The sequence below is a fragment of the Streptomyces angustmyceticus genome, assembly GCF_040701845.1.
GTDB classification, from domain to species: Bacteria; Actinomycetota; Actinomycetes; order Streptomycetales; family Streptomycetaceae; genus Streptomyces; species Streptomyces angustmyceticus_A.
Map to the genome: position 1 here is coordinate 158,333 of NZ_JBFBHQ010000008.1, position 11,912 is coordinate 170,244.

Here is an 11,912-nt window from a genome sequence, read left to right on the forward strand (position 1 = left end):
GACGACTGTGCCGCACTTGCCGTGTTCACCGCGCGGGTCTCCCCGCTCCGCTCGGTGACGCGGTACCGTGGCGTCCCTTCTTCCCACATGATCCTCGTAGCCGCCCTGGAGGTTCCGTGGTACAGGCCTACATCCTGATCCAGACCGAGGTCGGCAAGGCCTCGGCGGTGGCCGAGGTGATCTCCACGATCCGCGGTGTGCTGCAGGCCGAGGACGTGACCGGTCCCTATGACGTCATCGTGCGCGCACAGGCGGACACGGTCGACGAGCTGGGCCGCATGGTGGTCGCCAAAGTCCAGCAAGTGGAAGGCATCACGCGCACCCTTACCTGCCCGGTCGTCCATCTCTAGCTCCCCCGTATCCTCGGCCGGGTGATCCCTGTGCGCCGCCGGTACCTGGCCCTCCCGGTGCTCACCGTGCTGTTCGCCGCGGTGGGCTGCTCCTCCGAAGACGTGGCCGTGCCCTCCCCCGGGGGCGAAGCGGCGCGGTATTGCAGGGAGCTCCACAAGGAGTTGCCGCGGACCGTGGACGGGCTGGGGCGGGGTACCCCCGAGCCCGTCTCCGACTTCACTGCCATATGGGGCGATCCTGCCGTGAAACTGCGCTGCGGGGTGCCGAAGCCCGACGTCCTGACGTACGGGAGTGAACATTACAACCCCCGTGCCGACGCGGCGGAAGTCAACGGGGTCGAGTGGCTCTTCGAGAAGCAGCAGGACGGCTATCGCTTCACGACGGTGCTGCGGAAGGCCTATGTCGAGGTGACCGTTCCCGGGAAGTACGCCCCCGAGGTCGATGTGCTCACCGATCTCGGGAGCGCCGTGCGCGAGACGGTGCCCGCCGGGGTCTAGTCCCGGCGGGCGGGTGCCGGCGGGCGCGGTGGTTCAGCGCAGTCCCGTGGAGCGCTGCAGCGCGGCCTGCAGGAGCCGGTCGATCAGCTCCGGGTAGCTCACTCCGCTCTCCTGCCACATCCGCGGGTACATCGAGATGGGCGTGAAGCCGGGCAGCGTGTTGATCTCGTTGATCACGAACTCGCCGTTGTCCTGCAGGAAGAAGTCCGCGCGCACCAGGCCCTCGCAGGACGCCGCCTCGAAGGCCGCGACGGCCAGCTCCTGGACCTCGGCGGTCTGCGCGTCGGTCAGCGGCGCGGGCACGATCCCGTCGGCCGAGTCGATGTACTTGGCCTCGAAGTCGTAGAAGTCGTGCGCGGTGACCGGCGGGATCTCGGCCGGCACACTGGCCCGCGGGCCGTCCTCGAACTCCAGCACCCCGCACTCGATCTCGCGGCCGCGCAGCAGCGACTCGACGAGGATCTTGGGGTCGTGCCGGCGGGCCTCCTCGATCGCCTCGTCCAGGCCGCCGAGGTCGTCGACCTTGGTGATGCCCATGGACGAGCCGGCCCGGGCGGGCTTCACGAAGAGCGGCCAGCCGTGCTCGCCGGCGAAGTCCACGATCTTCCTGCGGGCGGCAGCAGGATCCTTTTCCCACTCGCGGGGGCGGATGACCTCGTACGGGCCGACCGGCAGCCCGAAGGAGGTGAACACCCGCTTCATGTAGTCCTTGTCCTGGCCGACCGCGGAGGCGAGGACGCCCGAGCCGACGTAGGGCACCCCGGAGAGCTCCAGCAGGCCCTGCAGGGTGCCGTCCTCGCCGTAGGGACCGTGCAGGACCGGGAAGACGACGTCGACCTCGCCCAGCGCCTTGGGGACCGAGCCCGGTTCGGTGTAGACGACCTCGCGGTTGGTGGGGTCGACGGGGAGCACCACGCCGCCCTCGGTGGACTCGGCGAGCGCGGCCACGGTGGGCAGCTGCCGGTCCGCGATGGCCATCCGCTCGGGGTCGTCGGCGGTCAGCGCCCAGCGGCCGTCGGTGGTGATGCCGATGGGCAGCACGTCGTACTTCTCGCGGTCGATGGCGCGCAGCACGGCGCCGGCCGTGAGCACGGAGATCGCGTGCTCGGAGCTGCGGCCGCCGAACACGACGGCGACGCGGGGCTTGTGTGGGGAGGTCTCGCTGCTCATATCGGCTTGAGGGTACCTGCTGACCGGCGCGGAGTCAGTGCTGCGGCGGCCGTTGGTGGCGTCGCGCCGGTGCCCGCCCCGGTGGCCGGGGTACCACGCCCGGGACGGAACGGGACCCGGCGGACGATTCGGCTCCGGTTTCAGTGCCGCTCGGACTTGGCGGTGCGCGACATCAGCTCCTTGAGGGCGGTCATCGGCTGCTTGCCCTCGTGGACGATCTCCACGACCGTCTCGGTGAGCGGCATGTCGACGCCGTGCCTGCGGGCCAGATCCAGTACGGACTCGCAGGACTTGACGCCCTCGGCGGTCTGCTTGGTGACCGCGATGGTCTCCTCCAGCGTCATGCCGCGGCCGAGGTTGGTGCCGAAGGTGTTGTTGCGCGACAGCGGCGAGGAGCAGGTGGCGACGAGGTCGCCCATGCCGGCCAGCCCGGCGAAGGTGTGCGCGTCGGCGCCCATGGCGAGGCCGAGCCGGGTGGTCTCGGCCAGACCGCGGGTGATCAGGGACGCCTTGGCGTTGTCGCCCAGGCCCATGCCGGTGGCGATGCCGACGGCGAGCGCGATGACGTTCTTGACGGCCCCGCCCAGTTCGCAGCCGACCACGTCGGTGTTGGTGTAGGGCCGGAAGTACGGGGTGTGGCACGCGGCCTGGAAGCGCCGGGCGACCTCCTCGTCCGCGCAGGCGACGACGGCCGCGGCGGGCTGGCGGGCGGCGATCTCCTTGGCGAGGTTGGGGCCGGTCAGCACCGCGACGCGCTCCGCCGGCACCTTGGCGACCTCCTCGATGACCTCGCTCATGCGCTTGGCCGTGCCCAGTTCGACGCCCTTCATCAGGGAGACCAGAACCGTTTCGGCGGGCAGCAGGGGCGCCCATTCGGCGAGGTTGCCGCGCAGCGTCTGGGCGGGCACGGCCAGCACCGCGAATTCCGCGCCGCGCGCCGCTTCCGCGGGGTCGGTGGTGGCCCGCACCGACGCGGGGAGCTCGACCCCCGGCAGGTAGTCGGGGTTCGTACGGCCGCTGTTGACCGCGTCGACCAGGGCCGCGCGGCGCCCCCACAGGGTCACCTCGCATCCCGCGTCGGCGAGCACCATCGCGAAGGCGGTGCCCCAGGACCCCGTGCCGTAGACGGCGCAGCGCGTCACTTGCTTTCATCCTCCTGTGCCTGCTGGGTGCTTCGGGCCTGCTGCGGGCCGACGGCCGGTTCCGGGGCGGCGGCGCGCTCGGCGGGAGCCGTCGCCGCCGCGGCGCCCTGGGCCGCCCTGGCGGCTTCGCGGGCCGCGCGGCGCTCCCGGGCGACGGCCTTGCGCCAGTCGTACGGTTCGGCGGGCGCGGGCTCGCCGCGCAGGCCGGCCAGCTGCTCGGTGATCGCGGCCATGATGACGTCGGTGACCGCGCGCAGCACCTCCGCGGTCGGTTCCTGGCCGTGGAACGCGCTCAGGTCGACCGGCGGCCCCGCCTTCACCCGCAGCGTCTTGCGCGGGAAGAGCCGGAGCTTCTTCTCCTTGGCGTACGGCGGCATCGCGTCGTTGGCGCCCCACTGCGCGACGGGGATGACCGGCGCCTTGGTCAGCAACGCCACCCGGGCGGCGCCGGTCTTGCCCTGCATGGGCCACAGCTCGGGGTCGCGGGTGAGGGTGCCCTCGGGGTAGAAGGCGACGCATTCGCCCTTGTCGATGGCGCTGACGGCGGCGCGGAACGCGTTGGCGGCGTCGGTGGTTTCCCGGTACACGGGGATCTGCCCGGTGCCGCGCATCATCAGGCCGACAAAGCCGCTCCTGAAGAGGCCCGCCTTGGCGAGGAATCGGGGGACCCGCCCGGTGTTGTACTGATAGTGCGCATACGAGAGCGGATCAAGATACGAGTTGTGGTTGACCGCGGTGATAAATCCGCCGTCGGCCGGAATGTGCTCCATTCCCTGCCAGTCCCGCCTGAACAGAACCAAGAGCGGCGGTTTGCAGATGACCGCGGCCAAGCGGTACCAGAAGCCGATTCTGCGGCGGGACACTGGGACACCCTCCTTGTGGGACCTGCAAAGCTGCTGCGGGCCGGCAGCCGCACAAGTGTCGCCCCAGGTACCCGCTATGTCGAGGACACCGTAACCCCGACGCTCCCGGAGAGCGGCGGCAGCAGGTGAGAATGGCGCCGATGCGAAGAGACGGAGCGGATGTGGGCTGGAGCCTGGTGGTGCCGCTGAAACCGCTGGTGCGGGCCAAGAGCAGGCTCTCCGGGGCCGCAGGGGAGGAGTTTCGGCCACGGCTGGCTCTCGCCTTCGCCCTCGACACCGTGACAGCGGCGCTGGCCTGCAAGGACGTCCGGGATGTGGCGGTTGTCACGGACGACGGGGTGGCCGGTGAGCGACTGGCGGCGCTGGGCGCGCGCATCGTGCCCGACTCACCGGCCGGCGGGCTCAACGCGGCGCTGGCCCATGGCGCGGGCGCGGTCCGGGCGCGTCGCCCGGGCGCGGCGGTCGCCGCCCTGAACGCCGACCTTCCGGCGCTGCGCCCCGCCGAACTGGAACTGGTGCTCCATTCCGCTTCGCTATTTCCGCGTGCATTTCTCGCGGATGCGTCGGATTTCGGGACAACACTTCTGACCGCGACTTCCGGAGTGGAATTGGAACCGGCATTCGGAGGTCCGTCCCGGGCCCGTCACCTGGCCTCCGGGGCGCGGGAGCTCACGATGCCCGGGGTGCCCTCGGTCCGCCGGGACGTGGACACCGGCGAGGATCTGCTGGCCGCGCTGGCGCTGGGCGTGGGCCCGCACACCGCGCTCCAGACGCCGCGGCTGGCAGTCGGGGCGCCCGCGGCGGCCGAGGCGCCCGACGGCGCGGCGCGCCTGCTGCCGCCGCAGGTCAGAGCGTCTGGAGCGTGATCAGGGCGATCTTCCGGTCGTCCCCTTCGCCGGTGACGTCGATCCGCACCCGCTGACCGGGGCGCAGCAGCAACAGGCCGCCGGCGTCGAAGGCCGACGCGTCGAAGGGCAACGGGGTGCCGTCGTCCAGCAGCACGCTGCCGGAGCGGGTCTCGGAGTCGTACGTATACGCGGTGGCCTGCATGGGAGAGAGCCTAGACGAGCGCCTTTCGGGCCCCGTCGCCCGCCCGCGGGCCGGCGACGGGGCGGGACGCGTGCCCCCAGGGGCCCCGAACACACCGCGGGCCGGGCTCCCCGAAGGGAGACCGGCCCGACGCGTGGCGTCGCCGCTGCTGCATTACCGCTTGCGTGCGGTGGTCTTCTTGGCGGTGGTCTTGCGTGCGGTGGCCTTCTTCGCGGGGGCCTTCTTCGCCGTCGCCTTCTTGGCGGGGGCGGTCTTCTTCGCGGTGGCCTTCTTCGCGGTGGTCTTCTTGGCCGGGGCCGCCTTCTTGGCGGTGGCCTTCGTGGCGGTCTTCTTCGCCGTCGTCTTCTTGGCCGTGGCCTTCTTCGCCGCGGTGGTCTTCTTCGCCGTCGTCTTCTTCGCCGTCGTCTTCTTGGCGGCGGTCTTCTTGGCGGTGGCCTTCTTGGCGGCGGCCTTCTTGATGGCCGTGCCGCCGGAGAGGCTGCCCTTGGGGGCCTTCTTGACGGAGACCTCGCCGCCCTTGGGGAGCTTCTTCGAGCCGCTGACCAGGTCCTTGAAGCCCTGACCGGCGCGGAAGCGCGGCACGGAGGTCTTCTTGACCCGTACGCGCTCACCCGTCTGCGGGTTGCGGGCGTAGCGGGCGGGGCGGTCGACCTTCTCGAACGAGCCGAATCCGGTGACCGAAACGCGGTCGCCCGAGACAACGGAACGGACGATTGCGTCCAGTACGGCGTCCACGGCGTCCGCGGCGTTCTGACGGCCGCCGAGCTTGTCGGCAATGGCTTCTACGAGCTGCGCCTTGTTCACGTCTTCCCCTTCGGAGACATTGCTGGAACGAAAGATTCCAAGCTTTTTCGCACGTTAGGCAGATATATACCGCAAATCAAACACGAAACGGGCTAATCACCCTTGTGCCGCAACGAAGTCGACCTTCACGGACTTCCGTCGGCGCGCACATCTTCGGGATAACGACCTTCGTCGAGGTCTTCCATGAACCACTCCAGACGCCTTGCCGCGTCCGCAAGATCGTGTTTAGCCGCGGCCGTGATGACGAGCAGCTTCCGGGTCAGCGCCATCCGTACGCCCTCCGGGACTTGCAGTGTGCGCACTCTTGTATGTGCGTCCTTGAGCCGGTCGGCGACGAGACCGTAGAGCTCGAGTTGGTCGTCGCGTTCCATGCGCTAATTGTGCCATCTGCGGCGAGTTGTCGCTTCACGGGGCCTCAACAGGCGCCTCGACACGCAGATGCGCCCCCTGCCAACTGCACAGGGGGCGCATCGTACGCAATATAGCTTTGAGCCATAAAACCCGAGGTCAGACCTCGATGGTACGCGGCTTGAACGACGGCCTGTTCGCCTCGTAATCCACGATGGACGACTCCTCCCGAAGGGTGAGGCTGATGTCGTCCAGCCCCTCCAGGAGTCGCCAACGGGCGTTCTCGTCCAGCTCGAAGTCGGCGCTGATGCCCTCGGCGCGCACCTGCCTGCCGACCAGGTCAACGGTCACCTCGGCGGCCGGGTCGGCCTCCAGGAGCTGCTGCAGCCGGTCCACCGTCTCCTGCGGCAGGACCACCGTCAGCAGGCCGTTCTTGAGGGAGTTGCCGCGGAAGATGTCGGCGAACCGCGAGGAGATGACGGCCTTGAAGCCGTAGTTCTGCAGGGCCCAGACGGCGTGTTCGCGCGAGGAACCGGTGCCGAAGTCGGGGCCGGCGACCAGCACCGTGGCGCCCTGGTACCGCTCCTGGTTGAGGACGAACTGCGGGTCCCTGCGCCAGGCCTCGAACAGCCCGTCCTCGAAGCCGTCGCGGGTGACCTTCTTGAGCCAGTGAGCAGGGATGATCTGGTCGGTGTCGACATTGCTGCGGCGCAGCGGGACGGCCCGGCCGGTGTGGGTGGTGAAGGCTTCCATGGTTCTCAGACTCCCGCGGGCGTGGCGACGGCGACATCGGACAGGTCGGCCGGTGAGGCCAGATGGCCGAGAACCGCCGTTGCGGCGGCAACCTGCGGCGAGACCAGGTGCGTGCGCCCGCCCTTGCCCTGCCGGCCTTCGAAGTTGCGGTTGGAGGTGGACGCGGAGCGCTCACCGGGCGCCAGCTGGTCGGGGTTCATGCCCAGGCACATCGAGCAGCCCGCGTGCCGCCATTCGGCGCCCGCCGCGGTGAAGACCTTGTCCAGACCCTCGGCGACGGCCTCCAGCGAGACCCGGACCGAGCCGGGCACGATCAGCATGCGGACGTCGTCGGCGACCTTGCGGCCCTCCAGGATCGCGGCGGCCGAGCGCAGGTCCTCGATGCGGCCGTTGGTGCACGAACCTACGAAGACGGTGTCCACCTTGATGTCGCGCAGCGGCTGACCCGCCGTCAACCCCATGTACTCCAGGGCCTTTTCGGCGGCGTAGCGCTCCGAGGCGTCCTCGTACGAAGCCGGGTCGGGGACGCTGGCCGAAAGCGGGGCGCCCTGGCCGGGGTTGGTGCCCCAGGTGACGAACGGGGCCAGTTCGGAGGCGTCGATGCGCACCTCGGCGTCGAAGACGGCGTCGTCGTCGGTGCGCAGGGTCTTCCAGTAGGCGACCGCGGCGTCCCAGTCCTCGCCCTGCGGGGCGTGGTCGCGGCCCTGCAGGTAGTCGAAGGTGGTCGCGTCGGGGGCGATCATGCCGGCCCGCGCACCCGCCTCGATCGACATGTTGCAGATGGTCATCCGGGCTTCCATCGACAGCTTCTCGATGGCCTCGCCCCGGTACTCCAGGACGTAGCCCTGACCGCCGCCGGTGCCGATCCTGGCGATGATCGCCAGGATCAGGTCCTTGGCGGTGACGCCCTCGGGCAGCTCGCCGTCGACGGTGATCGCCATGGTCCTGAACGGCGCCAGCGGCAGCGTCTGGGTGGCCAGGACGTGCTCGACCTGGCTGGTGCCGATGCCGAACGCCAGCGCGCCGAAGGCACCGTGGGTGGAAGTGTGACTGTCACCGCAGACCACGGTGGTACCGGGCTGGGTCAGTCCCAACTGCGGTCCCACGACGTGGACAACGCCCTGCTCGACATCGCCCAGCGGGTGCAGCCGGACGCCGAACTCGGCGCAGTTCTTGCGCAGCGTCTCCAGCTGGGTGCGCGAGACCGGGTCGGCGATCGGCTTGTCGATGTCGAGGGTCGGGGTGTTGTGGTCCTCGGTGGCGATGGTCAGGTCCGTGCGGCGCACCTGGCGGCCGGCCTTGCGGAGGCCGTCGAACGCCTGCGGGCTGGTGACCTCGTGCAGCAGGTGCAGATCGATGAAGAGGAGGTCGGGCTCGCCTTCCGCGCGCCGGACGACATGGTCGTCCCAGACCTTCTCCGCGAGTGTCCGTCCCATCGCTTTCCCTCCGGCCGGCCGCAGTGCCGGCCTTTCTCGTCTGTGCGCGATGCCCGCAGAAGTCCCCTTGCCGGGCCTTTGCGCCGGGCCCTGGTCCAGGGCCACACCTACAGACTGACGACTTCCCTGGAAAATTGAACTTGCGTTTCACAGTGTGAGACGCGAGTATCGTTGCATGGACAACTCTAGCGGCGTCGGCGTTCTCGACAAGGCAGCTCTGGTTTTGAGCGCTCTGGAGTCCGGTCCGGCCACCCTCGCCGGGCTGGTCGCGGCGACAGGGCTTGCACGACCCACGGCCCACCGGCTGGCCGTGGCACTGGAACACCACCGGATGGTGGCGAGGGACATGCAGGGCCGGTTCATCCTGGGCCCGCGCCTGTCCGAGCTGGCCGCGGCGGCCGGCGAGGACCGGCTGCTGGCCACGGCGGGCCCGGTGCTCACGCATCTGCGCGATGTGACCGGCGAGAGCGCCCAGCTCTATCGCCGGCAGGGCGATATGCGGATCTGCGTGGCGGCGGCGGAACGGCTGTCCGGACTGCGGGACACCGTCCCGGTCGGCTCCACGCTCCCCATGAAGGCGGGCTCGGCCGCCCAGATCCTGATGGCCTGGGAGGAGCCCGAGCGGCTGCACCGCGGCCTGCAGGGGGCGCGCTTCACGGCCACCGCCCTGTCCGGCGTACGGCGCCGGGGCTGGGCCCAGTCGATCGGCGAGCGGGAGCCGGGCGTGGCCTCGGTCTCCGCCCCCGTCCGCGGCCCCTCCAACCGCGTGGTGGCCGCGGTGTCGGTCTCCGGCCCGATCGAACGGCTGACCCGCCACCCCGGCCGGATGCACGCCCAGGCCGTCATCGACGCAGCGGCCCGCCTCTCGGAGGGGCTGCGGCGCACAAGCTGAGTACCCCGAGGCGGGGCGGGCCGGGGCAGGGGCCGCGGTCGGCTGCGGTCGCGATGCCGAAAAGCCCGAGCACCGACTGTGCACCCCGAGGCGGGGCGGCCCGCGGCAGGAGCCGCGGTCGGCCGCCGTCCCCATGCCGCAAAAGCCCGACCACCGGCTGAGTACCCCGTGACGGGACGGGACGGGACGGGCCGGGGCAGGAGCCGCGGTCGGCCGCCGTCGCGATGCCGGAACAGGCGGCCAAGCACCGAATGAGCACGTCGCGACGGGGCGGGCCGGGGCAGGGGCCGCTGTCGGCCGGGGCAGGAGCCGCTGTCGGCCGCGGCTACGACACTGAAAAGGGCCACGACGCCGAAATGAGGCGGCCTCGTGCGGACTGTCCGCGCGGGGTCGCCTCAGGCGTTCAGGCCCCATCCGGTCCGCCGCCCGCTCCCCGCGGTGGCCGACCGGCACCGCCTCCAGGGCCTCGCCCAGCCCGGACGACGGCATATTGACGTAGCCGGTCTCGTACGAGCGGGCCGGGGCGAGACAGGTCTCATGCCGGAAGCCGGCCTTGCCGTGCTCCTGTCGCGCCCGGCGGTTGAACACCGCCCAGGCCGGCCGACGCTCGTCGCCGGGATCCGCGGCGCAGGCGGACAGCTTCTCTGCGAGTCCCAGTACTCCAGGACGGCGACGCTCCCCGAAAGCCCGGACAGCACGCGGAAGCCGATCTTCCCGCCGTCCGGACCCCGGACCGGCTCCTTGATCATGCGCGGCACGGCTCGGAGCTCCGGACGTCAACTGCGCACCGTGCGCCAGCTGTTGACCCGCACCCCGGTGGGGAAGACCACCGCTTCCCGGTCGCCGTCCATCGTCCTCCGCCCCGGCACCGGTTCACCGCCCATGACCACCCCTGGGTCACCGGGCGGCGGCACTGCCCGGCACTTGGATAGTGACACTCCCCAAAAGGGTGACAGGGGCCCTGACGGGCGGAGCCGTCCTCCCCCACGCCCCCGAGCCCGATGAGAACGACCCGGCCGGCGCCGTCGGCCGGCGACCGCCACTGAACTGCCGCGCCGGGCCGGACGGTGGCGGAGGGGCCCAACCGGCGCTCCGGCAGCGGGAGTCGACACGAAAAAGCCCCCCGCATGATGCGGGGGGCTTCTCCCTGTTGTACCCCCGACCGGATTCGAACCGGCGCTACCGCCTTGAGAGGGCGGCGTGCTAGGCCGCTACACAACGGGGGCAAGTTTTCCTGCAGTTGAGCATCCCGAGGGACACTGCGCTGGGCTACCAGGACTCGAACCTAGACTAAATGAACCAGAATCACTCGTGCTGCCAATTACACCATAGCCCATGGTGGTTTAGACCAGTACCCCCGACCGGATTCGAACCGGCGCTACCGCCTTGAGAGGGCGGCGTGCTAGGCCGCTACACAACGGGGGCCCTAGCGATCCTCCACGCGACCGGGGCCGCGTGGGCTCTGCGTCGTCGCATCCGGGAGCGACCCGAAGGAAACGGAGAGGAAGGATCTGTACCCCCGACCGGATTCGAACCGGCGCTACCGCCTTGAGAGGGCGGCGTGCTAGGCCGCTACACAACGGGGGCCTGGTACTGCGATCAAGAAACCTTCGAAACGATCACAGTGGACCGAAAGATCTCTTGCTGGGCTACCAGGACTCGAACCTAGACTAACTGAACCAGAATCAGTCGTGCTGCCAATTACACCATAGCCCACCAAAACTCAACCCCCGGTGGGGGGTTTGTTTGGCTTGCGCTTTCCGGCCGGGCCTTTCGGCCCTCTCGGGCGGCGCAGGAAGAACATTACCTGATCGTGGACGGCGCACCAAAACCGATAACTCCGCGCAACAGCTCGGGGAGCTCCGCCAGGCCCGCGATCCGCCGCACCCCCGGCGGCGGCTCCTGCCCGGGCTCCTCCCCAGTGCCCGCACGGTCCAGCCATACGGCCGTGAGCCCGGCGTCCCGGGCGCCGAGGGCGTCGATGTCGAGCTTGTCGCCCACGTAGACCACCTCGGGGGGCGTTAGGCCAAGAGCCTTACAGGCCCCGTGGAATGCCTCCGGGGCGGGCTTGGCGTACCCCAGCTCGTCGGCGCAGAGCACCGCCTCGAAGGCGCCGCGGATGCCGAGGACGGCGAGCTTGCGCTCCTGGTTGGGGGTGGAGGCATTGGACAGCACCGCCTGCCGCACCAGCGATCCCAGCTCCTCCAGGACGGGTGCGGCATCCGGGAAGAGGACCCAGGACGCCTCGTAATGGGCGATGTACCGGCCGAACCAGGCATCGGCCTCGGCGTCGGAGAGGTGCGGGGCCTCCAGGAACGTCCGGGCGCGGGCCCTGCGGTGATCGAGGAAGCCCACCTCGCCGGCGAGGAACCGGGCGAACTCGGTCTCCATGACCGCCCGCCAGCGCTGCAGTGCCGCCTCCTCGCCGCGGTGGGACGGGAGGAGGCCCTCGGCCCGGAGGTGGCGCAGGGCACCGGCCCGGTCCGACCCGGTGTAGTCGAAGAGGGTGTCGTCGATGTCCCAGAGAACGGCGCGAACGGGCATACCCGCAATGTAGCCGAGCGCTGCGGACAGGCCACGGGCCCGGAAGCCGTGCGGCGTCCGGG

13 protein-coding genes, 5 tRNA genes and 1 pseudogene are annotated in these 11,912 nt (G+C 70.4%); 4 read left to right on the top strand and 15 right to left on the bottom strand.

Annotated elements, in window-relative coordinates:
* The first annotated feature begins 116 nt into the window (after positions 1 to 116).
* Together AB0411_RS20115 and AB0411_RS20120 are read left to right on the top strand one after the other, a co-directional pair.
* On the top strand, positions 117 to 350 hold the full coding sequence (locus AB0411_RS20115; protein ID WP_159469749.1) for an Lrp/AsnC ligand binding domain-containing protein: 234 nt from the start codon (positions 117 to 119) through the stop codon (positions 348 to 350).
* Positions 351 to 371: 21 nt separating this feature from the next.
* Positions 372 to 848 carry a DUF3515 domain-containing protein gene (locus AB0411_RS20120; RefSeq protein WP_366418632.1) on the top strand — a complete coding sequence of 159 codons (477 nt, stop codon included), beginning with the start codon at positions 372 to 374 and terminating at the stop codon, positions 846 to 848.
* A 33-nt stretch (positions 849 to 881) separates the two neighbouring features.
* Here AB0411_RS20120 and AB0411_RS20125 read toward each other — a convergent pair whose 3' ends face one another.
* From AB0411_RS20125 to AB0411_RS20135, 3 genes are all read right to left on the bottom strand, one after another.
* Positions 882 to 2,018, bottom strand: coding sequence for a D-alanine--D-alanine ligase family protein (locus tag AB0411_RS20125; RefSeq protein WP_366418633.1), 1,137 nt, complete (start codon positions 2,016 to 2,018; stop codon positions 882 to 884).
* 140 nt (positions 2,019 to 2,158) lie between these two features.
* Complete coding sequence (locus AB0411_RS20130) at positions 2,159 to 3,160, bottom strand: NAD(P)H-dependent glycerol-3-phosphate dehydrogenase (RefSeq protein WP_366418634.1); 1,002 nt, start codon at positions 3,158 to 3,160, stop codon at positions 2,159 to 2,161.
* A complete protein-coding gene (locus AB0411_RS20135) occupies positions 3,157 to 4,023 on the bottom strand; it encodes a lysophospholipid acyltransferase family protein (RefSeq protein ID WP_366418635.1) in 867 nt (288 codons plus the stop codon). The genes AB0411_RS20130 and AB0411_RS20135 overlap by 4 nt, the downstream gene beginning before the upstream one ends.
* A 131-nt stretch (positions 4,024 to 4,154) precedes the next feature.
* Between AB0411_RS20135 and cofC the strand changes: the two genes are divergently transcribed.
* The gene (gene cofC / locus AB0411_RS20140) at positions 4,155 to 4,889 is read left to right on the top strand and encodes a 2-phospho-L-lactate guanylyltransferase (RefSeq protein WP_366418636.1); all 735 of its coding nucleotides are present in this window, start codon (positions 4,155 to 4,157) and stop codon (positions 4,887 to 4,889) included.
* Here the strand turns inward: cofC and AB0411_RS20145 are convergent.
* The 5 genes from AB0411_RS20145 to leuC all read right to left on the bottom strand — a co-directional run bounded on the left by AB0411_RS20145 (position 4,870) and on the right by leuC (position 8,414).
* Entirely contained in the window at positions 4,870 to 5,073 is a 204-nt protein-coding gene (locus AB0411_RS20145; protein WP_366418637.1) for a hypothetical protein, read from the bottom strand. The two genes, cofC and AB0411_RS20145, sit on opposite strands and share 20 nt — an antisense overlap.
* A 153-nt stretch (positions 5,074 to 5,226) precedes the next feature.
* The gene (locus AB0411_RS20150; protein ID WP_086720464.1) at positions 5,227 to 5,877 is read right to left on the bottom strand and encodes an HU family DNA-binding protein; all 651 of its coding nucleotides are present in this window, start codon (positions 5,875 to 5,877) and stop codon (positions 5,227 to 5,229) included.
* Positions 5,878 to 6,002: 125 nt separating this feature from the next.
* Positions 6,003 to 6,248 carry a hypothetical protein gene (locus AB0411_RS20155; protein WP_088800248.1) on the bottom strand — a complete coding sequence of 82 codons (246 nt, stop codon included), beginning with the start codon at positions 6,246 to 6,248 and terminating at the stop codon, positions 6,003 to 6,005.
* A gap of 136 nt (positions 6,249 to 6,384) precedes the next feature.
* Positions 6,385 to 6,978, bottom strand: coding sequence for a 3-isopropylmalate dehydratase small subunit (leuD, locus tag AB0411_RS20160; protein WP_366418638.1), 594 nt, complete (start codon positions 6,976 to 6,978; stop codon positions 6,385 to 6,387).
* 5 nt (positions 6,979 to 6,983) lie between these two features.
* Positions 6,984 to 8,414 (bottom strand): 3-isopropylmalate dehydratase large subunit, encoded by a 1,431-nt coding sequence (gene leuC / locus AB0411_RS20165; RefSeq protein ID WP_366418639.1) that lies wholly within the window; start codon positions 8,412 to 8,414, stop codon positions 6,984 to 6,986.
* A gap of 175 nt (positions 8,415 to 8,589) precedes the next feature.
* Here leuC and ndgR point away from each other — a divergent pair, with 175 nt between their 5' ends.
* Positions 8,590 to 9,306, top strand: coding sequence for an IclR family transcriptional regulator NdgR (gene ndgR / locus AB0411_RS20170; RefSeq protein ID WP_366418640.1), 717 nt, complete (start codon positions 8,590 to 8,592; stop codon positions 9,304 to 9,306).
* Positions 9,307 to 9,837: 531 nt separating this feature from the next.
* Here the strand turns inward: ndgR and AB0411_RS20175 are convergent.
* From AB0411_RS20175 to AB0411_RS20205, 7 genes and pseudogenes are all read right to left on the bottom strand, one after another.
* Positions 9,838 to 9,894: pseudogene (locus tag AB0411_RS20175) on the bottom strand (hypothetical protein); the annotation flags it as partial.
* A 565-nt stretch (positions 9,895 to 10,459) separates the two neighbouring features.
* A tRNA-Glu gene (locus AB0411_RS20180) sits at positions 10,460 to 10,532 on the bottom strand.
* Positions 10,533 to 10,570: 38 nt separating this feature from the next.
* Positions 10,571 to 10,642, bottom strand: a tRNA-Gln gene (locus AB0411_RS20185).
* A gap of 16 nt (positions 10,643 to 10,658) precedes the next feature.
* Positions 10,659 to 10,731, bottom strand: a tRNA-Glu gene (locus tag AB0411_RS20190).
* 89 nt (positions 10,732 to 10,820) lie between these two features.
* A tRNA-Glu gene (locus tag AB0411_RS20195) sits at positions 10,821 to 10,893 on the bottom strand.
* 57 nt (positions 10,894 to 10,950) lie between these two features.
* Positions 10,951 to 11,022: transfer RNA gene (locus tag AB0411_RS20200), tRNA-Gln, on the bottom strand.
* Positions 11,023 to 11,109: 87 nt separating this feature from the next.
* Complete coding sequence (locus AB0411_RS20205) at positions 11,110 to 11,850, bottom strand: HAD family hydrolase (protein ID WP_366418641.1); 741 nt, start codon at positions 11,848 to 11,850, stop codon at positions 11,110 to 11,112.
* Positions 11,851 to 11,912: the final 62 nt, after the last annotated feature.